This is a genomic window from Sphingobium sp. CFD-2, from assembly GCF_024611135.1.
GTDB classification, from domain to species: Bacteria; Pseudomonadota; Alphaproteobacteria; order Sphingomonadales; family Sphingomonadaceae; genus Sphingobium; species Sphingobium fuliginis.
The window spans coordinates 351,729-375,166 of sequence record NZ_CP084405.1; the positions used below are offsets into that span (position 1 = coordinate 351,729).

Below are 23,438 nucleotides of genomic sequence, written 5' to 3' on the forward strand. Positions count from 1 at the left end.
GAGCAATGGCCGAATTTTCGCTGCCCAAGAACAGCAAGATCAGCGCCAAGGGCGTAACCCACAAGGCGCCGGACGGCGCGACGAACGTCAAGAGCTTCAAGGTCTATCGCTACGATCCCGACTCCGGGCAGAATCCGCGCTACGACACGTTCGAGATCGATCTCGACAATTGCGGGCCGATGGTTCTGGACGCCCTGCTGAAGATCAAGAATGAATATGATCCGACGCTGACCTTCCGCCGTTCCTGCCGCGAGGGCATTTGCGGTTCCTGCTCGATGAACATGAACGGCCGCAACGGCCTGGCCTGCACCACCTCGATCGAGGAATGCGCGGGCAAGGAAGTGCGCGTCACGCCGCTGCCGCACATGGACGTCATCAAGGATCTGGTCCCCGATTTCACCCATTTCTACGCCCAGTACAACAGCATCAAGCCCTGGCTGCAAACCGTCAGCCCGGCGCCCAGCGGCAAGGAACGGCTCCAGTCGCCCGCCGACCGCGAGAAGCTGGACGGTCTCTATGAGTGCATCCTGTGCGCCTGCTGCTCGACCTCCTGCCCCAGCTACTGGTGGAACAGCGACAAGTTCCTGGGCCCGGCGATCCTGCTCCAGGCCTATCGCTGGCTGGCCGACAGCCGCGACGAATATACCGGCGAGCGTCTGGACGAGCTGGAGGATCCCTTCCGCCTCTATCGCTGCCACACCATCATGAACTGCGCGAATGTCTGCCCCAAGGGCCTGAGCCCGGCCAAGGCGATCGCGGAAACCAAGAAGATGATGGTCGAGCGGCAACTCTGACACGGTGAGCGACGGAGCGGGTCATCTGAGCCCGGTGGCCGAAGGGCCCTGGGCGGGCTGGTCGTGCTGGACCGACACGGCGCCGGGCACGTTCCTCGACTCGGCCATCGGCACCAGCTATTCGCGCAGCGATGCGGCGGGCAGGGCGACGGTCATGCTGGAAAGCCTGCCGTCGCACGCCAACCGGCTGGGGGCGCTGCATGGCGGCTTTCTCGCCGGATTTGCCGATCACGCCTATTTCGCGGCCCTGGCGGCGATGGGGCGTCCGGAACAGGCGGCGGCGGTGACCGTTGACCTCAGCATGCAATATTGTGGCTCCGGAAAGATCGGTCCCGTCCTGCGCGCGGAGGTCGAATTGCTGCGGGAGACGGGGCGGCTGATGTTCCTGCGCCTGACCATTTCCCAGGATGACGACCTGATCGCGGCATCGACCGCGACGGTGCGCAAGGCGCCCGAACCCAAGAAGCCGCTGCCAGGGTGAGCAGCGTCATCGCCCGTTACGACGCGCTCGTGACCGCGGGCGAATTGCGGCCCGACCCCGACCAGCGGGCGGCGGCGATGCGCCTGGACCTGCTCCAGCAGGAACTGGAGGCGTCGCCGCCGCGCGGTTCGACCTTGTGGAGGCTGCTGCGAAAGGCGCCGGAACCGCCGCGCGGCCTCTACATGTGGGGCGGCGTCGGGCGCGGCAAGTCGATGCTGATGGACCTGTTCTTCGACACGGTGCATGTCCAGCGCAAGAAGCGCGCCCATTTCCACGAATTCATGCTCGATGTCCATGCCCGGCTGGCCGAGGCGCGCAAGTCGGAGACGGGCGACCCGATCCCCCCGGTGGTCGAGTCGCTGGCGGAGGAGGCGCGGCTGCTCTGTTTCGACGAGATGGTCGTCAACAATATGGCCGATGCCGCGATCATGTCGCGGCTCTTTACCGGCTTGCTGGAAAAGCGGGTCACGATCGTCACCACCTCCAACCGCGAGCCGGACGAACTCTACAAGAACGGTCTCAACCGCCAGCTTTTCCTGCCCTTCATCGACCTCATCAAGGCGAAGCTGGACGTCATGACCCTGAACGGTCCGACGGACTATCGCCGCGATCGCCTGGGCGATGCGACCCTGTGGCACGCGCCCAACGGTCCGGAAGCGACGAGGGCGCTGTCGGAAGCCTTTTTCCGCCTGACCGACTATCCGGTCGAAGACCGGGCGAAGGTTCCGGCCGAGGACATCAAGGTGCAGGGCGGCCGGACGCTGCATGTGCCCAAGAGCCTGAAGGGCGTCGCCGTCTTTTCCTTCAAGCGCCTCTGCGTCGAGGCGCGGGGCGCGCCGGACTATCTGGCGATCGCCCGCAAATATCACACCGTCATCATCGTCGGAATCCCGGTGTTGGGGCCGGAGAAACGCAATGAGGCCGCGCGTTTCGTGACGCTGATCGACGCGCTCTACGAATATAAGGTGAAATTGCTCGCCTCCGCCGATGCGGAACCGGCGCGTCTCTACCCGGAGGGCGACGGCGCGTTCGAGTTCGAGCGCACCGTATCCCGCCTGATGGAAATGCAGTCCGACGACTATCTGGCGCTGGGCCACGGCGAGAAATAATCTCGCTCCGTCGAATTCGCCATTGTCCGCTCTGGAAAAAAGGGTCCGCACGCTCCCATTGAAGGGAGGCGTGCGGCAGGTGGCCGCTGTGGGGAAGGGCCATGCGCCAGGGTAGGAGCGCGTGGGCGACAGAGGCGAAACGGCTATTAATGAAATTGCGAATGAATTGCAAAGATAAATTGGCATGCGGGCCTTTGCGCGGTTGAAACCTAGGGCGGATAGGCCTAAGCGCACTTTCAGTTCCGGTTTCTTGGCAATTCCAGTTTACGGCTTGGAGGATGATTGCATATGGCCCGTAAGAAGATCGCGCTTATCGGCGCTGGTAATATCGGTGGCACGCTCGCGCATCTGGCGGCTCTCAAGGGGCTTGGCGACATCGTCCTCTTCGACGTCGTCGAAGGCGTGCCGCAGGGCAAGGCGCTCGACCTGTCGCAATGCGCTTCGGTCGAAGGCTTCGATGCGAAGATCACCGGCTCCAACGATTATGCCGACATTGCGGGCGCGGACGTCATCATCGTCACCGCCGGCGTCGCCCGCAAGCCGGGCATGAGCCGCGACGACCTGCTGGGCATCAACCTCAAGGTCATGAAGGCCGTGGGCGAGGGCATCGCCGCCAACGCGCCCGACGCCTTCGTCATCTGCATCACCAACCCGCTCGACGCGATGGTGTGGGCGCTGCGCGAATTTTCCGGCTTGCCGCACAACAAGGTGGTCGGCATGGCGGGCGTGCTCGACTCGTCGCGCTTCAACCATTTCCTCGCGGAAGAATTCAACGTGTCGGCCAAGGACGTCACCAGCTTCGTGCTCGGCGGCCATGGCGACACGATGGTCCCGGTGATCGAATATTCGACCGTCGCGGGCATCCCGGTTCCCGACCTGATCAAGCAGGGCCGCTCGACCAAGGAGCGCATCGACGCCATCGTGCAGCGCACCCGTTCGGGCGGCGGCGAGATCGTCGCGCTGCTGAAGACCGGCTCGGCCTTCTATGCGCCGGCCACCAGCGCCATCGCCATGGCTGAAGCCTATCTGGGCGACAAGAAGCGCCTGCTGCCCTGCGCCGCCAACCTGACCGGCCAGTATGGCGTCGACAATCTCTATGTCGGCGTGCCCGTGATCATCGGCGCCGGCGGTGTCGAGCAGGTCGTCGAGATCGAGCTGGACGACGAAGCCAAGGCGAACCTTCAGGTGTCGATCGACGCCGTCAAGGAACTGCTGGAAGCCTGCAAGGGCATCGATCCTTCGCTGGCCTGATCCGCAAACGAGCTTGCACCGGACCGTCCCAGGTAAGTGCGCAGCCTGGGGCGGTCCGCCTTTAGACCCAAAGTGCCACGTCCACAGAAAATGAAGGGACGCCCATGTCCATTCTGGTGAACAAGAACACCAAGGTGATCACCCAGGGTATGACCGGTGCCACCGGTACCTTCCACACCGAAACCGCCCTGGCCTATGGCACGCAGATGGTCGGCGGCGTCACGCCGGGCAAGGGCGGCACGACCCATATCGGCCTGCCCATGTTCGACACCGTGGCCGAAGCCAAGTCTAAGACCGGCGCCGATGCGTCGGTCATCTATGTTCCGCCGCCGTTCGCGGCCGACTCGATCCTGGAAGCGATCGACGCCGAAATCCCGCTGATCGTCTGCATCACCGAAGGCATTCCGGTGCTGGACATGGTGAAGGTGAAGCGCGCCCTTTCGGGTTCGAAGTCGCGCCTGATCGGCCCGAACTGCCCCGGCCTGCTGACGCCGGGCGAATGCAAGATCGGCATCATGCCGGGCAACATCTTCTCCAAGGGCAGCGTCGGCGTCGTCTCGCGCTCCGGCACGCTGACCTATGAAGCCGTGTTCCAGACCACCAATGCGGGCCTGGGCCAGACCACGGCCGTCGGCATCGGCGGCGATCCGGTGAACGGCACCAACTTCATCGACGTGCTGGAACTGTTCCTGGCCGACGACGCCACCGAATCGATCATCATGATCGGTGAAATCGGTGGCGACGCGGAGGAACAGGCCGCCCAGTTCCTGATCGACGAAGCGAAGAAGGGCCGCAAGAAGCCGATGGCCGGCTTCATCGCAGGCCGCACCGCGCCTCCGGGACGCCGCATGGGTCATGCCGGCGCGATCGTGTCTGGCGGCAAGGGCGACGCTGAGAGCAAGATCGCGGCGATGGAAGCAGCCGGCATCAAGGTTGCGGCGAGCCCCTCCGAACTCGGCACGACCCTGCTGGAAGTGCTGAAGGGCTGATCCAGCCATGGAGATGGCCGGGCTGCACCCCGGCCATCTGTTACCCCGCACCCGCGACTGCACGCGGTTGGCATGGGACGAGAGAAATGGGTTACGAAAACCAGGACTTCGAGATTGAGCGCGGACCGAGCTGGGCGCGCACCAACTGGCCGCCGATCGACACCGACGACCTGACCGGGGCGCTTGACCCCACGCAGATGCAAGTGGCCGTGAAGGCCGCCGCCAAGGCCAGTGGCAAGGCGGTTTCGGATGCTGATGCCGTAAGTGCGGCCGACGATGCAATACGCGCGCAGATGTTGATCCGCACATATCGCGTACGTGGTCATCTGGCTGCCAATCTCGACCCGCTGGGGTTGACCCAACGCGATCTGCCGGCCGACCTGACGCCGGAATATCACGGCCTGAACGATCCGGACAAGAAGGTCTATCTGGGCGGCACGCTGGGCCTGCAATATGCGACCGTGCGTGAGATCGTGGCGATCCTGCGCGCCAATTATTGCGGCAATGTCGGCCTGGAATATATGCACATCGCGGACGTGGAGGAACGCCGTTTCCTGCAGGAGCGTCTGGAGGGCAAGGACAAGGAAATCCATTTCACGCCGGAAGGCAAGAAGGCGATCCTGGCCAAGGTGATCCACGCCGAGCAATATGAGAAGTTCCTGGGCCGCAAATATGTCGGCACCAAGCGCTTCGGCCTGGACGGCGGCGAATCGATGATCCCGGCGCTGGAAGCCATCATCAAATATGGCGGCGCGCAGGGCGTGCGCGAGATCGTCTATGGCATGGCGCATCGCGGCCGGCTGAACGTGCTCGCCAATGTGATGGCCAAGGGCTTCCGCGTCATCTTCCACGAATTTTCGGGCGGCACCGCCAATCCCGAGGATGTCGGCGGATCGGGCGACGTCAAATATCACCTCGGCACCTCGACCGACCGTGAGTTCGACGGCGTCAAGGTCCATATGTCGCTGGTCCCCAATCCGTCGCACCTCGAAACCGTCGATCCGGTGGTGCTGGGCAAGGTGCGCGCGCAGCAGACCTTCCGCGACGACCTCGCCAAGCATGAGCAGGTGCTGCCCGTGCTGATCCACGGCGACGCGGCCTTTGCGGGACAGGGCATCGTCTGGGAATGCTTCGGCTTCTCCGGCGTGTCGGGCTATAATACCGGCGGCTGCATCCACTTCATCGTCAACAACCAGATCGGCTTCACGACCAGCCCGCAATTTTCGCGCGGTTCGCCTTATCCCAGTGATGTGGCGAAGGGTGTCCAGGCCCCGATCCTGCACGTCAATGGCGATGATCCGGAGGCCGTGACCTTCGCGTGCAAGCTGGCGATGGAATATCGCCAGACCTTCCACCGCGACATCGTGATCGACATGTGGTGCTATCGCCGCTTCGGTCACAATGAAGGCGACGAGCCGTCCTTCACCCAGCCGCAAATGTATGCGAAGATCCGTCAGCATCCGCCGGTCAGCGACGTCTATTCGGCGCGGCTGAAGGCGGAGGGCGTGGTCGACGATGATTTCGTCGCCCAGGTGACGGGCGACTTCGTCAACCATCTGGAGGAAGAGTTCGAGGCCGGCAAGAGCTACAAGCCCAACAAGGCCGACTGGTTCGCCGGTCGGTGGTCCGGCCTGCACAAGCCGGCCGATGCCGAAACCAGCCGCCAGAGCGTCGAGTCCGCCATCAGCCAGAAGCTGTTCGACAGCCTGGGCAAGACGCTGACGGCGATTCCGGAGGGCCTCAACGTCCACAAGACGCTGAAGCGCGTGATCGACGCCAAGGCCGAGATGTTCAAGTCCGGCGAGAATTTCGACTGGGCTACCGGCGAGGCGCTGGCCTTCGGATCGCTGCTGTCGGAAGGCTATGGCGTCCGCTTGTCGGGCCAGGATTCCGGGCGCGGCACCTTCAGCCAGCGGCACGCGGTCTGGACCGACCAGGATAGGGAGAACAAATATATCCCGCTCTCGACCGTGCCGCACGGCCGGTTCGAGGTGCTGGATTCGCCGCTCTCCGAATATGGCGTGCTGGGCTTCGAATATGGCTTCGCGCTGGCCGATCCGAAGAGCCTGGTGCTGTGGGAAGCGCAGTTCGGCGACTTCGCCAATGGCGCGCAGATCATCTTCGACCAGTATATCGCTTCATCGGAGACCAAGTGGCTGCGGTCCAACGGCCTCGTCTGCCTGCTGCCGCACGGCTATGAAGGTCAGGGTCCCGAGCATAGCTCGGCCCGGCTGGAGCGCTATCTCCAGCTTTGCGCGGAAGGGAATATCCAGGTCGCGAACATCACGACCCCGGCCAATTACTTCCATGTCCTGCGTCGTCAGATGCTGCGGCCGTTCCGCAAGCCGCTGATCATCATGGCGCCCAAGTCGCTGCTGCGCCACAAGCTGGCGGTCAGCAAGGCGGAGGACTTCCTGGGCGAAACGCACTTCAAGCGCATCCTGTCGGACCCCAATGGGGCCGCCGACAAGGACACCCGCCGCCTGGTGCTCTGCTCCGGCAAGGTCTTCTACGACCTGATGGAAGCCCGCGACGCCGCGGGCGACACGGACGTGCAGATCGTTCGCATCGAGCAGATCTACCCGTTCGCGGCCGAAGCCCTCGCCAAGCGCATCGAGCGCATGACGAACCTGGAAGAAGTCGTCTGGTGTCAGGAAGAACCGCGCAACAACGGCGCATGGTTCTTCGTGGAGCCCTATGTCGAGGAAGCGCTGGCAGCCGCCGGCAAGGCGCCGATGCGCGCCCGCTATGCCGGCCGCAAGGCGTCGGCGTCGCCCGCCACGGGCCTCGCCAAGCGCCATGTCGCTGAGCAGGGCGCCCTCGTCGCCGATGCGCTGGGTCACAGCGTCCGTGAAGAAATCCGTCGCCAGAAGAAAGGCTGAACAAGCTCATGGCTACCGAAGTCAAAGTCCCCACCTTGGGTGAATCCGTTACCGAAGCAACCGTCGGCCAGTGGCTCAAGAAGCCCGGCGACGCCGTGAAGGCCGACGAGCCTATCGTCAGTCTTGAAACCGACAAGGTCGCGGTCGACGTGCCCGCGCCGGCCGCCGGCACGCTGGGCGACATCGTCGCCAAGGAAGGCGATACGGTCGAGGTCGGCGCGCTGCTGGCCTATGTCAACGAGGGCGCGGCCGCTGCGGCAGCGCCTGCCGCTGCTCCGGCCCCCGCCGCCAAGGCGGAAGCCGCCACGCCGGCCCCGGCCGCTTCGGCCCCCGCCGATGAGGATGAGGGCGGCAACCTGACCCTGTCGCCCGCCGTGCGCCGTCTGGTGCTGGAACATGGCCTTGATCCGAGCAAGATCAAGGGCACGGGCAAGGACGGTCGCCTGACCAAGGACGACGTCGTGGCCGCCGCCGCCGCCGGTACCGCCAAGGCCGCCGCTGCTGCGCCTGCCGCCGCACCCGCCACTGCTGCGCCCGCCGCTGGCCCCAGCCGCGCGCAGGAACGCGTCAAGATGACCCGCCTGCGCCAGACCGTCGCCAAGCGGCTCAAGGAAGCGCAGAACAACGCCGCGCTGCTGACCACCTATAACGACGTCGACATGACCAACGTCATCGAGGCGCGCGCCAAATACAAGGACCTGTTCGAGAAGAAGCATGGCGTCCGCCTGGGCTTCATGGGCTTCTTCACCAAGGCTGTCTGCATGGCGCTGCGCGATATTCCGGGCGTCAATGCGCAGATCGAAGGCGACGAGATCGTCTATAACGACTTCGCCGACATCTCGGTCGCCGTGTCGGCCCCGAACGGTCTGGTCGTGCCGGTGATCCGCAATGCCGAGAGCCTGAGCGTGGCCGAGATCGAGAAGACGATCGGCAGCTTCGGCAAGAAGGCCAAGGAAGGCACGCTGACCATGGAGGACATGAAGGGCGGCACCTTCACCATCTCCAATGGCGGCGTGTTCGGTTCGCTGCTGTCGAGCCCGATCATCAACCCGCCGCAGTCAGCGGTGCTGGGCCTCCACCGCATCGAGGATCGTCCGGTCGTCCGCGACGGCCAGATCGTCATCCGCCCGATGATGTATCTGGCGCTCAGCTATGACCATCGCCTGATCGACGGTCGCGAGGCAGTGACCTTCCTCGTCGCGGTGAAGAACGCGATCGAGGACCCGACCCGCCTGCTGATCGACCTGTAAAGATGCGACCCGTGCTCCTGCGGAAGCAGGAGTCCAGGGTGGAGACGCGCTACGCGAGCCGGCTATGTCTATCTTCTGGCCAACAGGCGCAACGGCACCCTATATCTGGGTGTCACCAGCGATCTGGCGGCCAGGGCATATCAACATCGCAAAGGCTTGATTGACGGTTTCACCAAGGACCACGATTGTAAGCTTTTGGTCTGGTTTGAGGCATATGACGATCTGCAGGAAGCGCGACATTGCGAACTGCGGATGAAGAAATGGAAACGCGCCTGGAAGATCGAGCTGATCGAACGCGATAATCCACAATGGCGGATTTGTTCGAAACGCTGTTCTGACGACGCCCTGGGCTCCCGCTTTCGCGGGAGCACGGCAATGGAGTGAGAAATGGCAGACTTCGATTATGATGTTCTGGTGATTGGCGCCGGTCCCGGTGGTTATGTCGCGGCGATCCGCGCGGCTCAGCTCGGCCTCAAGACCGCCTGCGCCGAAAGCCGGGAGACGCTGGGCGGCACCTGCCTCAATGTCGGTTGCATTCCGTCCAAGGCGCTGCTGCACGCTTCGGAACTGTATGAGGAAGCCGCCAATGGCGCGCTCGCCAAGCTGGGCGTGAAGATCGACAAGATGAGCCTGGACCTCGACACCATGCAGGGCCAGCGCAAGGAAGCGGTCAAGGGCCTGACCGGCGGCATCGAATATCTGTTCAAGAAGAACAAGGTCGATTGGCTGAAGGGCCTGGCGAGCTTCACCGGCGCCAACACAGTTGAAGTCGCGGGCAAGACGGTGACGGCGAAGAACATCGTCATCGCCACCGGCTCGTCGGTCACGCCGCTTCCGGGCGTTGCGGTAGACAATGCGGGGGGCAGAATCGTCGATTCGACCGGCGCGCTGGAACTGGACAAGGTTCCCGGCCATCTGGTCGTCGTCGGCGGCGGCGTCATCGGGCTTGAACTGGGTTCGGTGTGGCGCCGCGTTGGTGCGAAGGTCACGGTGGTCGAGTTCCTCGACCAGATCCTGCCCGGCATGGACGGCGAAGTCCGCAAGGAAGCGAACAAGATCTTCAAGAAGCAGGGCTTCGAATATAAGCTCGGCACCAAGGTCACGGGCGCGGAAGTCGGCAAGAAGGGCGTGACCCTGACCGTCGAGCCGGCCGCCGGCGGCGAGGCGGAGAAGATCGAGGCCGATGTGGTGCTGGTGTCGATCGGCCGTCGTCCGAACACGGAGGGGCTGGGTCTCGACAAGATCGGTCTGGAACTCAATGCCCGTGGCCAGATCGAGACCGATCATGACTTCGCGACCAAGGTTCCCGGCGTCTGGGCCATTGGCGACGTCATCCCCGGCCCGATGCTCGCGCACAAGGCCGAGGATGAAGGCATTGCCGTGGCCGAGAATATCGCGGGCCTGACCGGGATCGTGAACCATGACGTGATCCCGTCGGTGGTCTATACCAAGCCGGAGATCGCTGGCGTGGGCCTGACGGAAGAGGCCGCCAAGGAAAAGGGCGCGATCAAGGTCGGCAAATTCCCGATGCTGGCGAACAGCCGCGCCAAGACCAACCATGAGCCCGATGGCTTCGTGAAGATCATTGCCGATGCAGAAACCGACAAGGTGCTGGGCGTCTGGATCATCGCGACGGTTGCGGGCACGATGATCGCGCAGGCGGCGCAGGCGATGGAGTTCGGCGCTTCGAGCGAGGACATCGCCTATACCTGCCACGCGCATCCGACGCATAGCGAGGCGATCAAGGAAGCGGCCATGGCCGTGACGGGCAAGCCGATCCACATCTGATCGCGTCCCGCCCTTGGGAAAGAATGAGAAGGCCGTCCTTCGGGGCGGCCTTTTTCATGACCTATTGACGATTGGAGCATTGCGTGAAGCTTGCCCGATTGCGTTGAGGCACGCCCATTCTCGCGAAGGCTGGAATGCCGTTCCCAGGTCGTGCATGGAGCGGAGCAAATTCTATCTGCTCTGGGCCCGGGGCCTTGGACCGTCGGCGCGCTTGTCAGACACGGCAAGCGCCCGCCGCACGCAAACCCGGTTGCGGCCATGGGTCTTCGCTTCATAGAGCGCCGCATCCGCCCGCGCGATGGCATCGTGGATCGCGGCATCTCCGGGTTGGACGGCCGACAATCCGAAACTGGCGGTAAGGGGGCGCGAAAGGCCAAGCTGGCGAGCGACCTCCTGCGCGATGCTCTCCCGAATGTCATTGGCGACCGTGGCTGCCCGGGCCGCGTCGGCATCGGGGAGGAACAATATGAATTCCTCCCCGCCGAAGCGCGCCGTGATGGCCTCGGCAGGCGCGAATTGCACCAATATCCGCGCCAGTGTGACGATCACGCGATCGCCCAGCGCATGGCCATGGGCATCGTTGATCGACTTGAAATGGTCGATGTCGCAGACGATCAGGCTGCCCTGCGTCGGCAGTTTCCGTGCCCTCTGGCCGATGGCATCGTCGAATCCCCGTCGGTTGAGCAGGCCGGAGAGGGGGTCATGCAGCGCGTCGCGCTGATAGCGGGCGAGAAGGTCGAGCATATTCGCCGCAAGCGCGGCCAGAGCCAGGAACAGGCCAAGGACGCAGGCAAGCGCCTGCATCAGGAAGGCATAGTCGCTGCTCAGGAAACTGCCGCCCGACAGGGTAAGGGGCACGGTGCTGCCGCGTATCAGATTGTCCAGCGCGACCAGCGTCGCCGCGCCGAACAATGTGCGGTCCGACCAGTTGTCGAGGCGATCCCTGCCGGCGATCAGCGGCAGGCCGATCAGCAGGAAGCAGCCGAAATCGGACGCAGCCAGTTCGAAGGGCAGATTGTCCAGCATGAGGGAAACGGCGCACAGCATCACGGACAGCGCCCAGATCGCGATCCGCACCCGCAGCAGCCAGTTGGGCCGCCACCGTTCCAGCAAAGCCTGGCTGAACAGCAGGAAGCCGCTGGCGAACAGCAGGTCCGCCAGGAAACCCCAGAGGGGCGTCGGCACAAGAGCGAATCCCGCCGGCACGGCAAAGCCGCCCGCGACGCAGAAGAAGGCGGCGCTCCAATATCCTGCGGCGCGCACCCGCAGGGTCCAGACAAAGGCGAAAACCACGCCGAAGCTCGCCATCATGACGGGCAGGAAGAAGGCGAAATTCTCTCCCACGCTGCGTGCCTGTTCCTTCTATCGGTCGAAAGTCATGCGCGAGCCGGCGCGTCGTCCGTGTCGGGAGACCGGTAAAAGCCGATCCTTAACAAATACTTCCGGATCGGATGAGATGTTCATCCAATTTGGATGAACATGCGATGAGTGGGTCAGAAGCGGGGACGACGCTTGTCGCGGAAGGCCTGCACGCCCTCCTGAAAGTCGGGCAGGGTGAAGGCGTCCCGGAACATGGCCAGCGTTTCCGCGTCGTCGTCCGCCTGTCCATCCAGGATGCGGCGGACGATCGCCTTGGAAGAACGGATCGAATGCTGGGCATTGGCGGCCATGCGCCGAGCCAGTTCCACTGCTGCCTCCAGCGGAGCGGGGGCGATCTGGTCGATCAGGCCGATGGCGAGCGCATCCTCCGCATCATGGAGGGCGGCGGTGAACAGGATGCGCTTCGCCCGCGCCGGCCCCACCAGATCCACCAGCAGCCTGGTGTCGAACAGCGAATAGACGATCCCGAGCTTGGCCGGCGTGATGCCCAGCCGGGCGGAGGGGGAGGCGATCCGCAGGTCGCAGGCGATGGCCATGCCGCATCCGCCGCCGATCGCGTCCCCGTCTATGGCCGCGATGACTGGTTTTTCGGCATGGGCCAGGGCATATTGGGTGGCGCGGATCGCCGCCTGATTGGCGACGCGCCAATCCTCCTCGCCCGAATGACGCGCGAATTCGTGGATGTCCGCACCCGCGCAGAACAGGCCCGATGCAGCCGATGTCAGGATCAGCACGCGGATCGCCTCGTCCGCCATCGCTTCCTGCACCAGTTGGGGCAATCGCTCCCACATCTCCTGGTTCATGGCGTTGTGCTGCCGGGGGCGGTCGATCAGCAGCGTGGCGACCGCGCCGTCGCGTTCCAGGCGGAGGGTCATGCCGGCCAGCCTTCGAGCAGCGGCACCAGCTCGTCGAAATGGTGGATGACGGCGTCGGCCTCCAGCGCCTCGACCGGCCCGTCGAGAAAGCCGAAGCTGACGGCGATGCTGGGGATGCCCGCATTGCGCGCCCCGGCGATGTCGTTGATCGTGTCGCCCAGGAAGATCGTCCGCCCGCCGCCCGCGCGCTCGATCATGGCGTGGATCGGCGCCGGGTCGGGCTTTGCGATGCCGACCGTGTCGCCGCCGACGACGCTGGCGAAACGGTCCGACAGGCCGATCTGGTGCAGCAGGGGAATGGTGAAGCGCTCCGCCTTGTTGGTGCAGATGGCGAGCTTCACGCCCGCCTCCTCCAGCGCATCCATCGCCGCGATCAGGCCGGGATAGGGCAGCGAATGGATCGCCAGATTCTGCTCATAATAGTCCAGCAGGATCGGCAGCATCCTTTCCAGGATGGCGTCGTCATAGCCGCCCGAGGCGTCGAGCGCGCGCTGAAGCATCACCTTCGCCCCCTTGCCGACAAAGGGATGGATCGCCTCGACCGGAAAGGGCGGCCGCCCGTCGGTGGCGATGGCGTAGTTGACCGCAGCCGCCAGGTCGCCGCTGGTATCCAGCAGGGTGCCGTCAAGGTCGAAGCCGACAATGTCGAAGGGAATGGAAACCATGCCCGGCTCATGCCGCCTGGGTGGTGGCAAAGGCAAGTCAAACATGGCAGAGAGCGCTCAGATTCTTGGCCCTTTCGTGAAGGATGCCCCCGTGACCTCCAGCCGCTCCCCCGCTCGCCCCTTGGCCGTGATCATCCTTGCCGCCGGGCAGGGCACGCGCATGAAGTCGGCCAGACACAAGGTTCTGCACCCGATTGCGGGGCGGCCGATGCTGCTCCATCTGCTCGCCAGCGTGGCGGAGTTGCAGCCCGAGCGGCAGGTCGTGGTGGTCGGCGCTGGGCGGGACCAGGTGGAGAAGGCGGTGGAGGGCAGCGGCGCCGTCATCGCCGTGCAGGAACAGCAGCTGGGCACCGGCCATGCCGTGGCGCAGGCGCATGACGCGCTGGCCGGTTTCGCGGGCGACATATTGATCCTCTATGGCGACGTGCCGCTGGTGCGCGCCGAAACGCTGCGGAGCATGCTGGATCGCCTGAACTGGGGCGACGAGCCGCGCGCCGTGGTCCTGGGCTTCCGGCCGGAAGATGCCGCCGCCTATGGCCGGATCATCGCCCGGGACCAGGGCGTGATCGAGAAGATGGTCGAATATAAGGACGCCGATGCGGAGGAGCGGGCGGTGACGCTCTGCAATTCCGGACTGATGGCGGTGCGCTCGACCGATCTTTTCGTGCTGCTCGACAAGATCGGCAACGACAATGCGGCGGGCGAATATTATCTGCCCGACATCGTCATGCTGCCCGGAGCCCAGAGCGCGGTGATCGAGGCGGAGGCCTGGGAAGTGGCGGGCGTCAACAGCCGCGCCGAACTGGCGGGGGTGGAGGCCGTCTGGCAGGACCGCCGCCGGGCAGAGGCGATGCGGGAGGGCGCGACGCTGATCGCGCCGGAAACGGTGTTCTTCGCGCATGACACGCTGCTGGGCCGCGATGTGGTGATCGAGCCGCATGTCGTCTTCGGTCCGGGCGTCAGCGTGGCGGACGATGCGACGATCCACGCCTTTTCCCATCTGGAGGGCGCGGCCGTCGGCAAGGGCGCGGAAATCGGCCCCTATGCCCGGCTGCGTCCCGGCGCGAAGATCGGCGTCAAGGCCAAGGTCGGCAATTTCGTCGAGGTGAAGAAGGCCGAACTGGGCGAGGGCGCCAAGGCCAATCACCTGTCCTATATCGGGGACGCCAGCGTGGGCGCGGGCGCGAATATCGGCGCGGGCACCATCACCTGCAATTATGACGGCTTCTTCAAATATCGGACGGAAATCGGTGCGGGCGCCTTCATTGGCTCCAACAGCGCGTTGGTCGCGCCGGTGAAGATAGGCGACGGCGCGATCGTGGCGGCCGGCAGCGTCGTGACCCAGCCGGTAGAGGCCGACGCGCTATGCCTCGTCCGGCCGAAGCAGGAGGCGAAGCCCGGCTGGGCGGCCCGCTTCCGGGCGCGGATGCAGGCGCGCAAAGCCGCCAAGTGACGGGTCGCCTGCGAAGGCGGCGCTGGCTTGCGGCGCTGCTGCTCATCCTTCTGGCCGTGCCGGGCGGGGCGGTCTGGCTCTACGCCAATGCGCGCGCCATGCCGGTCGTGCGGCGGCTGGACGTCGCGCTGCCCTTTCCGGCGGATGCGCCGCGCCGCCCGGTGACGGTGGCGCTGCTGACCGACAGCCATTTGTCCGGTCCCGATAACAGTCCGGAGCGGATGGCGCGGATCGTCGCTCTGGTGAACGGCCTCAGGCCCGAGCTGATCGTGCTGGGCGGCGACTATATCGGGGACGACAAGGGCGGTGCGACCTATGATCCGGCGCAGAGCATCGCCCCCTTCGCCGCCTTGCGCGCCCCGCTGGGGGTGGTGGCGGTGCTGGGCAATCACGATGCGCGCAAGCATACGGGGATCAGCCGCCGGCAATGGGGCGATCTGTTCGGCCGGATCGGCATCCGCCTGCTCGACAATCAGGCGGTGCGGCGGGGACCGCTGGCCATTGGCGGACTGCGCGACATCTATACCGGGCGGCCCGATATTCCCGGGACGCTGGCGGCCATGCAGGCGCTGGGCGGCGCGCCGCTGATGCTGTCGCACGGGCCGGACGCCTTTCCGCTGCTGCCCGACCGGGCGATGCTGACGCTGGTCGGGCATACCCATTGCGGGCAGGTGGCCTTGCCCTTTGCGGGCATCGTCTATGTGCCCTCGCGCTATGGCACCCGCTATGCCTGCGGGGTGTATCGGGAAGGGCGGCGGACCATGGTGGTGTCCGCGGGGCTCGGCACCAGCGGCCTGCCGATCCGGATGCTGGCGCCCCCCGATGTCTGGCTGATTACAATTCATCCACGATGATGCGGTACCCCTGTCGCCCGCCGCATGATCGTGGCATAGGCGGCGTAAGCATAGAGTTTTCACGGCTTTGGGACTGACTATCCATGTGCGGTATCATCGGAATCATCGGCAAGGACGACGTGGCGGGACGGCTGGTGGAGGGCCTCAGGCGCCTGGAATATCGCGGCTATGACAGCGCGGGCGTCGCCACCGTCCATGACGGGCGGATCGACCGCCGCCGGGCCGAGGGCAAGCTCGCCAATCTGGTGAAGGAACTGGACGCCGCGCCCCTGCCGGGCACCACCGGCATCGCCCACACCCGCTGGGCCACCCATGGCGCGCCGACGACCAGCAACGCCCATCCCCACGCCACGAAGGAAGTGGCGCTCGTCCACAACGGCATCATCGAGAATTTCAAGCCGCTGCGCGAGGAACTGATGGCGCGGGGCCGGACCTTCGACAGCCAGACCGACACGGAAGTCGTCGCCCATCTGGTGAGCGAGCTGGTGGAGCAGGGCGCATCCCCGAAGGACGCGGTGGCGCAGGTGCTGCCTCGCCTGCACGGCGCCTTCGCGCTGGCGATCCTGTTCCGCAGCCATCCCGAGATTCTCATCGGCGCGCGCCTGGGTTCGCCGCTGGTGGTGGGCTATGGCGAGGGTGAGACCTATCTCGGTTCCGACGCGCTGGCGCTGGCGCCGCTGACCCAGCGCATCGCCTATCTGGAGGAGGGCGACTGGGTCGTCATCACTCGCGACGGTGCGGAGATTTTCGACAAGGACAACAATCCGGTCGAACGTCCCGTCACCATTTCCGGCGTGACCGGGGAGCTGATCTCCAAGGGCAATCACCGCCACTATATGCTCAAGGAGATTTACGAGCAGCCGGTGGTCGTGGCCCAGACCCTGCGTTCCTATCTGCGCCGGATGGAGGATCAGGTATCGCTGCCGATCCCCGATTTCGACCTGGGGACCATCCGCCGCGTCACCATCGTCGCCTGCGGCACCAGCTATTATGCGGGCATGGTCGCCAAATATTGGTTCGAGCAATTCGCCCGCGTGCCTGTCGACATCGATGTGGCGAGCGAGTTCCGCTACCGCGCCCCGGTGATGGAGGAGGGCGGCCTGATGATCGTCATCAGCCAGTCGGGCGAGACCGCCGATACGCTCGCCGCGCTCCGCCATGCGCGGGCCGAAGGGCAGAAGATCGCCGCCGTCGTCAACGTGCCGACCAGCACCATGGCGCGGGAGGCGGACCTGCTGCTGCCCACCAATGCCGGGCCGGAGATCGGCGTCGCCTCGACCAAGGCCTTTACCTGCCAGTTGGCGGTGCTGGCGGCGTTCGCGGCCAATCTCGCCCGCGCCAAGGGGCGGCTGGACGCGAAGGCGGAGAAGGAACTGGTCCGTCACCTGTCCGAAGCGCCCGCCGCGCTGAACGGGGCGCTGGCCTATGATGAATCGATCGAGGCGATGGCCCATCTGATCGCGGGCGCGCGCGACGTGCTCTATCTGGGGCGCGGGCCGGATTATCCGCTGGCGCTGGAAGGGGCGCTGAAGCTCAAGGAAATCAGCTATATCCATGCCGAGGGCTATGCCGCGGGCGAGATGAAGCATGGTCCCATCGCCTTGATCGACGACAAGGTGCCGGTGATCGTCCTCGCGCCCAGCGGGCCGCTGTTCGAAAAGACCGTCAGCAACATGCAGGAGGTGCAGGCGCGCGGCGGCAAGGTGGTGCTGATCTCCGACTATGACGGGGTGCAGGCGGCGGGCGAAGGCTGCATAGCGACCATCACCATGCCCAAGGTGCATCCGCTGATCGCGCCGATGGTCTATGCCGTGCCGGTGCAGTTACTGGCCTATCATGTCGCCGTCGCCAAGGGCACGGACGTCGACCAGCCAAGGAACCTCGCCAAGTCCGTCACTGTCGAGTGATAGATGGCTGGCGAGTGATTCACTGGCGAGTGAAGCGGTAGCGGTCCCGGATGCGGCGGTTGAAATAGCCGCCCTTGGACGTGGCGGCGCGCATGCCTTCCGCGACGTCCACCGGGACATCATGATAGCTGTAGCGCCGCCCGCTGACGAACTGCACGTCCAGCCGGCGCTGGGTGGCGTCATAGTCGAAACGGGCGATGGCGGTCGACGGCATGCGGATGACAATGATCCGCGACGGGGGAGGTTGCGTGTCGGAGGGCGCCAGCCGTTGCCCGCCGAACCGGGCCGCTCTATCCTCTGGGGAATGATCGAGACGGAAAGACTGCGCCTTCGCCCCTACACGCTCGCTGACTTCGCGCCTTATTGCGCCATGTGGTCGGACATGGACCTGATGCGGCATATCGGCGGCGTAGCTCCTTCGCCGGAAGACGCCTGGAACCGCATCCTGCGTTATGAGGGGCACTGGTCCCTTCTGGGCTACGGCATTTTCGCGGTGATCGAAAAGGCCAGCGGCCGCTATGTCGGAGAGACCGGGCTGGCGGATTTCCATCGGGGCCTTGGCGATGATTTCGACAAGGCGGGGGAAGCGGCCTGGATTTTCTCATCCGAGGTACATGGCCGCGGCTACGCGTTCGAGGCCGCCCGCGCCGCGCACGACTGGTATGCGCGGCGTAAGGACGCCGGCCGAACCGTCTGCCTCATCGATCCCGCCAACGAACCATCGCTCAGGCTTGCGGCCAGGCTTGGCTATGCGCCGTTCAGGGAGGCGGTCTACAAGGGGCGGACGGCGGTCATGCTCGAAAAATCGTCCGCATAGAGGCGACCCGGCGGAGAAGCTCAGCCGCCACCCGGCGCATTGTGCCCGCCCGCCGGCACCGGTCCGCCGCTCGGCGCATGGCTGTGGTCGGGATTGCTGTCCCAGTCGATATGATAGAGGTCGAACCGCCGGTCGCGCAGGTTGCGGACCGTACCCTCCGCGCGCGCCCAGCTCAGGTCCGCCAGGTTCACGTCGGCCATGGTCAGCGTCTCGACATTCTCCGTCGATTCCGCTGCGATGCCGTCGCGCGCAAAGGGCAGGTCGCAGGGCGTCAGGATCGCGCTCTGCGCATATTGAATGTCCATATTGTCGACGTTCGGCAGGTTGCCGACATTGCCCGACATGACGACATAGCATTGGTTCTCGATGGCGCGGGCCTGCGCGCAATAGCGCACGCGCATGTAACCCAGCCGCGAGTCGGTGCAGAAGGGGACGAAGATGATCCGCGCGCCCTGGTCCACCAGCCGCCGCGCCAGTTCCGGAAATTCGCTGTCATAGCAGATCAGCACGCCGATCGGCCCGCAGTCGGTCTGGATCACGTCCAGCGAGTCCCCGCCCTTGATGTTCCACCAGAAGGCTTCGTTGGGCGTGGGGTGAATCTTCTCCTGCGTGTGCAGCGAACCGTCGCGCAGGGCGACATAGGCGATGTTCTGAATGTCGCCATCCTCTGCCCGCGTCGGGTGGGACCCGCCGATGATGTTGATATTATATTCCAGCGCCATCCGCTCCAGTTCGCGGGTCAGGCGCGGGGTGTAGCCGGTCAGCCTGTCGATGGCCTCGATGGGGGAGAGCTTCTTGGTTTCGTAGGAGAGCAGCGGCAGGGTGAACAGTTCGGGGAAGACGATGAAATCGGAGCGATAATCTGCCGCCACGTCGACGAAATATTCGATATTGCGAATGAACTCGTCAAAATCCTGTACGGCGCGGGCCTGCAACTGACAGGTGGCTAGGCGGACGCTTTCCACGCCGCGCGGCACCCGCATTTCGGGCGCTTCGTCGGGGTCGACATAGGGGTTGCGCCATACCAGATGGGCGGCGTGTCCGTCGGACTGCCTGTCTTCGGGCAGGTAATTTTCCAGCACGCCGAGCGGCTCGAACTGGTTCTTGAGCTGGAAGCTGATCACCTGATCGCGCAGCTTGCCGTGCACGACCTTGTCCAGATAATCCGCCGGGCCATCGACGCGCCGCTTCGCACGCGCATAGCCCGGCATGCGTCCGGCGATGACGATGCCGTGCAGGTCCAGTTCCTCGGCTAGTTCCTTGCGCTCGTCATAGAGGCGCTGGCCGATGCGCAGGCCGCGCAGCTTCGGGTCGACGGCCATTTCATAGCCGTACAGCCACTCGCCCGCCGCGCTGTGCCGCGTGCCGAAGCCGTTTGCGGTGATCTCCTCCCAGTCATGATGGGAAAAGGCCATCGCCTTGCTGACCCGCATGGTCGCGCAATAGCCGACGACCTTATTGTCGTAGAGCGCGACGAAGCAGCCATTGGGGAAATTGTTGATCTGCCCGCGCAGGGTGGCGAGCGAATAATTGGGCATGCCGGGATAGACCCGGGCGATCAGTCGCTGGATGCCGCGTACATCGGAAGGAACGGCGGCCCGGACCTCCAGGCGTTTCTTGGCTGTCGTCGTCATCGCTGATCTCCTGCCATGGAAAAGGCGGCGCCGATACACGGCGCCGCCTCGTTCCGTTTCCGTATTGAACCGCGGAAGGGCGGATCAGTTCCGTCCGATTATTGCCACTTGCCCATGGCTTCTTCCAGGTTCACGCGGATCGCCTCGAAGAACTGCTCGGTGGTCATCCACGCCTGTTCCGGACCGATCAGCAGGGCGAGATCCTTGGTCATCGCGCCGCCCTCGACCGTTTCGATGCAGACCTTTTCCAGCGTTTCCGCGAACTTGGTGACTTCCGGCGTTTCGTCGAACTTGCCGCGATAGGAAAGGCCCTGGGTCCAGGCGAAGATCGAGGCGATCGGATTGGTCGAGGTCGCCTTGCCCTGTTGATGCTGGCGATAGTGGCGGGTGACGGTGCCGTGCGCGGCTTCGGCCTCGACGGTCTTGCCGTCGGGCGACAGCAGCACGGAGGTCATGAGACCCAGCGAGCCGAACCCCTGCGCCACGGTGTCCGACTGGACGTCGCCATCGTAATTCTTGCAGGCCCAGACGAACTTGCCGCTCCACTTGAGGGCGGAGGCGACCATGTCGTCGATCAGGCGATGTTCGTAGACGGCGCCCACCTTCTTGAACTCGTCGGCGAATTCATTGTCGAACACTTCCTGGAACAGGTCCTTGAAGCGGCCGTCATAGGCCTTGAGAATGGTGTTCTTGGTCGAGAGGTACAGCGGCCAGCCGCGGCCCAGCGCGTAGTTCATGCTGGCGCGGGCGAAATCGCGGATCGAGTCGTCCAGATTGTACATGCCCATGGCGACGCCGGAGCTGGGGAAGTTGAAGACGTCCTTCTCGATCTTCTCGCCATTGGCGCCGTCCCACACCATGCGCAGCTTGCCGGGGCCGGGGACGAGGAAGTCGGTGGCGCGATACTGGTCGCCGAAGGCGTGGCGGCCGATGACGATGGGGTCGGTCCAGCCGGGGACCAGGCGCGGCACGTTGCGGATGACGATGGGTTCACGGAACACCACGCCGCCCAGGATGTTGCGGATGGTGCCGTTGGGCGACTTCCACATTTCCTTCAGGCCGAATTCCTCGACGCGGGCTTCGTCCGGGGTGATGGTGGCGCACTTCACGCCGACGCCATGTTCCTTGATCGCGTTGGCGGAATCGATGGTGATCTGGTCGTTGGTCTCGTCGCGCTTCTCGACGCCCAGATCATAATATTTAAGATCGATGTCGAGATAGGGGAGAATCAGGCGCTCACGGATCCACTGCCATATGATCCGCGTCATTTCATCGCCATCGATCTCCACGACGGGGTTTTTCACCTTGATCTTAGCCATAGCGCCTGTTCGCCTTCTCGTTCGGGTGGAATTTGCGACCGCCCTAGGCAAAGCGACGGCAATGTTCAACCGTCCAATGCCCTTTGCAGGATTGGAACATTTCATGGCTCCTGCGACGGTATCGGACGTTGTCACTGCAAGTGTCTGTCCTTAAAGACGGTGCCCATGGAAAATGACGAACTGACGGTCGCACTGGGCGGCAATGTGAAATGGCGCTTCCCCTCCGTGCATCCGGAGGGCGTGAAATTCGGCCTGATCGCGGCGGCCATCACCGCGCTGCTGTTCCTGGTCGGCTGGGAAATCCTCGGCTGGCTGATGGTGATGGTGACCATCTGGGTGCTGGCGTTCTTCCGCGATCCGGTGCGCGCGGTGCCGCAGGATGAGCGGGCCATCGTCGCCCCCGCCGATGGGCTGGTGACGCTGATCCAGCGGGTGCCGCCCCCCCGCGAGATGGCGGGGGCGGATGGGCTGGGCGACCAGCCTATGATCCGCGTGTCGATCTTCATGAGCGTGTTCGACGTCCACATCAACCGCACGCCGATCGGCGGGACGGTGAAGTCGGTGGTCTATATTTCGGGCAAGTTCCTGAACGCCGATCTCGACAAGGCGAGCGAGGATAATGAGCGCCAGCATATATTGGTGGAGCGGCATGACGGCGTGCGCATCGGCTTCACCCAGATCGCCGGATTGGTGGCGCGGCGGATCGTGCCGTTCGTGAAGCCGGGCGACATGGTCGCGGCTGGACAGCGCATCGGCCTCATCCGTTTCGGCAGCCGGGTCGACGTCTATCTGCCCGCCGGCACCGCGCCGCGCGTGGTGCTGGGGCAGCGCACCGTCGCGGGTGAGACGATCCTGGGCCAGATCGGTGACATGCGCGTGATTTCGGGGATTCAGCAATAATGCGGCAGCGGCGCGCCATCCCGCGCGGATTGCGCCGGGGGATCACCCTGCGGATGGTGGCGCCCAACGCCGTGACCGCAATGGCCCTGTGCTTCGGCCTGACCGGCGTTCGCTACGGCATATCGGGCGAGTGGGAGAGGGCGGTGCTCTCCATCCTCATTGCCGGGGTGCTGGATGGGCTGGACGGGCGCATTGCGCGGTTGTTGCGGGGGGAGAGCCGCTTCGGGGCCGAACTCGACTCCTTGTCGGACTCCATCGCCTTTGGCGTGGCGCCGGCGCTGGTGCTCTATCTCTGGTCGCTGAACGCCATGCCGAAATTCGGCTGGATCTTCGCGCTCGCCCACGCGCTGTCCTGCGCACTGCGGCTGGCGCGGTTCAATGCGAATATCGACGCCGATGTTCAGCCGCACAAATCCGCCGGTTTCCTGACCGGCGTGCCGGCTCCGGCAGGTGCGGGGCTGGCCTTCGTGCCGCTCTATCTCTGGCTGGTGACGGGCGAGCCGCTTTTTCGGGAATGGTATGTCGTGGCGCCCTGGACCGCCTTCACGGCTTTCCTGATGATCTCCAACATCGCGACTTATAGCTGGTCGGCGCTGCGCCTGCGCAAACGCATCCGGCTGGAGGCGATCGCGCTGGCGGGCCTGCTGGCGGCGCTGCTGATCACCGATCCTTGGCTGACGCTGCTGGTGTTGTGCGCCTTCTACCTTGCGCTCATCCCCTTCGGCATGATGTCCTATGCCAAGGTGCGCCGCCAGCGGGCGGGCGAGGAAGCGTAATCCTCAGGCGGCCAGGACCGCCGCCGCAAAAGCAGGCGTGGTCTGCCGTGCAGAGGGTGACGCGCGCCGCCGGCTGATGCGCAGGCGATAGACCGGCGTTTCCTGCGGAATGGGTTCGAACGTCAGCGCCGCGACCATCTTGTCATGATAGGCCAGGAACATGCCGATAATGGTGCCTGCGGCCAGCAGGAAGGATCCGATGAAAACAAGTGCTGCGACCAGTGCGAACATATGCAGCTCACTTTCTGTCTTGCCATTTGCACGGCTTGGTTCACTATAGGCAGGCAAACGGCGTGAATCCGCCATTTGTTCCC

Annotated in this window: 21 protein-coding genes and 1 pseudogene; 15 read left to right on the forward strand and 7 right to left on the reverse strand. The window is 64.7% G+C overall.

The window, feature by feature from the left end; translation table 11 throughout:
* Nucleotides 1–5 precede the first annotated feature (5 nt).
* The 9 genes and pseudogenes from LDB29_RS01635 to lpdA all read left to right on the forward strand — a co-directional run bounded on the left by LDB29_RS01635 (nt 6) and on the right by lpdA (nt 10,544).
* Nucleotides 6–794: a succinate dehydrogenase iron-sulfur subunit gene (locus LDB29_RS01635; RefSeq protein WP_025547823.1), complete on the forward strand. Its 789-nt coding sequence runs from the start codon at nt 6–8 to the stop codon at nt 792–794.
* Nucleotides 795–828: 34 nt separating this feature from the next.
* Nucleotides 829–1,275, forward strand: a complete 447-nt coding sequence (locus LDB29_RS01640; protein ID WP_044663071.1) for a PaaI family thioesterase — start codon at nt 829–831, stop codon at nt 1,273–1,275.
* On the forward strand, nt 1,272–2,384 hold the full coding sequence (gene zapE, locus LDB29_RS01645; protein ID WP_044661780.1) for a cell division protein ZapE: 1,113 nt from the start codon (nt 1,272–1,274) through the stop codon (nt 2,382–2,384). Before LDB29_RS01640 ends, zapE begins: the two co-directional genes overlap by 4 nt.
* Nucleotides 2,385–2,672: 288 nt before the next feature.
* Nucleotides 2,673–3,635, forward strand: coding sequence for a malate dehydrogenase (gene mdh / locus LDB29_RS01650; protein ID WP_044661781.1), 963 nt, complete (start codon nt 2,673–2,675; stop codon nt 3,633–3,635).
* 104 nt (nt 3,636–3,739) lie between these two features.
* Nucleotides 3,740–4,624 (forward strand): succinate--CoA ligase subunit alpha, encoded by an 885-nt coding sequence (gene sucD / locus LDB29_RS01655; protein ID WP_025547828.1) that lies wholly within the window; start codon nt 3,740–3,742, stop codon nt 4,622–4,624.
* Between the two features lie 86 nt (nt 4,625–4,710).
* Entirely contained in the window at nt 4,711–7,506 is a 2,796-nt protein-coding gene (locus LDB29_RS01660) for a 2-oxoglutarate dehydrogenase E1 component (protein WP_044661782.1), read from the forward strand.
* Nucleotides 7,507–7,514: 8 nt separating this feature from the next.
* Complete coding sequence (odhB, locus tag LDB29_RS01665) at nt 7,515–8,756, forward strand: 2-oxoglutarate dehydrogenase complex dihydrolipoyllysine-residue succinyltransferase (protein ID WP_099186336.1); 1,242 nt, start codon at nt 7,515–7,517, stop codon at nt 8,754–8,756.
* A 75-nt stretch (nt 8,757–8,831) separates the two neighbouring features.
* Nucleotides 8,832–9,094: pseudogene (locus LDB29_RS01670) on the forward strand (GIY-YIG nuclease family protein).
* Nucleotides 9,095–9,143: 49 nt separating this feature from the next.
* Nucleotides 9,144–10,544 carry a dihydrolipoyl dehydrogenase gene (gene lpdA, locus LDB29_RS01675; RefSeq protein WP_025547832.1) on the forward strand — a complete coding sequence of 467 codons (1,401 nt, stop codon included), beginning with the start codon at nt 9,144–9,146 and terminating at the stop codon, nt 10,542–10,544.
* A 171-nt stretch (nt 10,545–10,715) separates the two neighbouring features.
* On the opposite strand, the gene LDB29_RS01680 is transcribed toward lpdA, so the two are convergent.
* From LDB29_RS01680 to LDB29_RS01690, 3 genes are all read right to left on the reverse strand, one after another.
* Nucleotides 10,716–11,888, reverse strand: coding sequence for a diguanylate cyclase (locus LDB29_RS01680; protein ID WP_025547834.1), 1,173 nt, complete (start codon nt 11,886–11,888; stop codon nt 10,716–10,718).
* 149 nt (nt 11,889–12,037) lie between these two features.
* The gene (locus tag LDB29_RS01685; protein WP_257555826.1) at nt 12,038–12,799 is read right to left on the reverse strand and encodes an enoyl-CoA hydratase/isomerase family protein; all 762 of its coding nucleotides are present in this window, start codon (nt 12,797–12,799) and stop codon (nt 12,038–12,040) included.
* Nucleotides 12,796–13,464 (reverse strand): HAD family hydrolase, encoded by a 669-nt coding sequence (locus LDB29_RS01690; protein WP_257555828.1) that lies wholly within the window; start codon nt 13,462–13,464, stop codon nt 12,796–12,798. The genes LDB29_RS01685 and LDB29_RS01690 overlap by 4 nt, the downstream gene beginning before the upstream one ends.
* A 160-nt stretch (nt 13,465–13,624) precedes the next feature.
* Here LDB29_RS01690 and glmU point away from each other — a divergent pair, with 160 nt between their 5' ends.
* The 3 genes from glmU (at nt 13,625) to glmS (ending at nt 17,678) form a co-directional block, all read left to right on the forward strand.
* The gene (gene glmU, locus LDB29_RS01695; RefSeq protein WP_257557077.1) at nt 13,625–14,917 is read left to right on the forward strand and encodes a bifunctional UDP-N-acetylglucosamine diphosphorylase/glucosamine-1-phosphate N-acetyltransferase GlmU; all 1,293 of its coding nucleotides are present in this window, start codon (nt 13,625–13,627) and stop codon (nt 14,915–14,917) included.
* Nucleotides 14,914–15,771 carry a metallophosphoesterase gene (locus LDB29_RS01700; RefSeq protein WP_257555830.1) on the forward strand — a complete coding sequence of 286 codons (858 nt, stop codon included), beginning with the start codon at nt 14,914–14,916 and terminating at the stop codon, nt 15,769–15,771. Before glmU ends, LDB29_RS01700 begins: the two co-directional genes overlap by 4 nt.
* An 83-nt stretch (nt 15,772–15,854) precedes the next feature.
* Complete coding sequence (glmS, locus tag LDB29_RS01705; protein WP_222885836.1) at nt 15,855–17,678, forward strand: glutamine--fructose-6-phosphate transaminase (isomerizing); 1,824 nt, start codon at nt 15,855–15,857, stop codon at nt 17,676–17,678.
* Between the two features lie 19 nt (nt 17,679–17,697).
* On the opposite strand, the gene LDB29_RS01710 is transcribed toward glmS, so the two are convergent.
* Entirely contained in the window at nt 17,698–17,892 is a 195-nt protein-coding gene (locus tag LDB29_RS01710; RefSeq protein ID WP_044661791.1) for a KTSC domain-containing protein, read from the reverse strand.
* A gap of 54 nt (nt 17,893–17,946) precedes the next feature.
* On the opposite strand from LDB29_RS01710, the gene LDB29_RS01715 reads away from it, so the two are divergent.
* Nucleotides 17,947–18,495, forward strand: coding sequence for a GNAT family N-acetyltransferase (locus LDB29_RS01715; RefSeq protein WP_257555835.1), 549 nt, complete (start codon nt 17,947–17,949; stop codon nt 18,493–18,495).
* 20 nt (nt 18,496–18,515) lie between these two features.
* Here the strand turns inward: LDB29_RS01715 and LDB29_RS01720 are convergent, their stop codons facing one another.
* A complete protein-coding gene (locus tag LDB29_RS01720; protein WP_025547846.1) occupies nt 18,516–20,129 on the reverse strand; it encodes a bifunctional GNAT family N-acetyltransferase/carbon-nitrogen hydrolase family protein in 1,614 nt (537 codons plus the stop codon).
* Nucleotides 20,130–20,227: 98 nt separating this feature from the next.
* A complete protein-coding gene (locus LDB29_RS01725) occupies nt 20,228–21,448 on the reverse strand; it encodes an NADP-dependent isocitrate dehydrogenase (protein WP_025547848.1) in 1,221 nt (406 codons plus the stop codon).
* A 165-nt stretch (nt 21,449–21,613) separates the two neighbouring features.
* On the opposite strand from LDB29_RS01725, the gene LDB29_RS01730 reads away from it, so the two are divergent.
* Together LDB29_RS01730 and LDB29_RS01735 are read left to right on the forward strand one after the other, a co-directional pair.
* On the forward strand, nt 21,614–22,348 hold the full coding sequence (locus LDB29_RS01730) for a phosphatidylserine decarboxylase (protein ID WP_025547850.1): 735 nt from the start codon (nt 21,614–21,616) through the stop codon (nt 22,346–22,348).
* Nucleotides 22,348–23,124, forward strand: coding sequence for a phosphatidylcholine/phosphatidylserine synthase (locus LDB29_RS01735; protein WP_025547851.1), 777 nt, complete (start codon nt 22,348–22,350; stop codon nt 23,122–23,124). The genes LDB29_RS01730 and LDB29_RS01735 overlap by 1 nt, the downstream gene beginning before the upstream one ends.
* 3 nt (nt 23,125–23,127) lie before the next feature.
* Here LDB29_RS01735 and LDB29_RS01740 read toward each other — a convergent pair whose 3' ends face one another.
* Nucleotides 23,128–23,430, reverse strand: coding sequence for a hypothetical protein (locus tag LDB29_RS01740; RefSeq protein ID WP_244968647.1), 303 nt, complete (start codon nt 23,428–23,430; stop codon nt 23,128–23,130).
* Between the last annotated feature and the right edge of the window lie 8 nt (nt 23,431–23,438).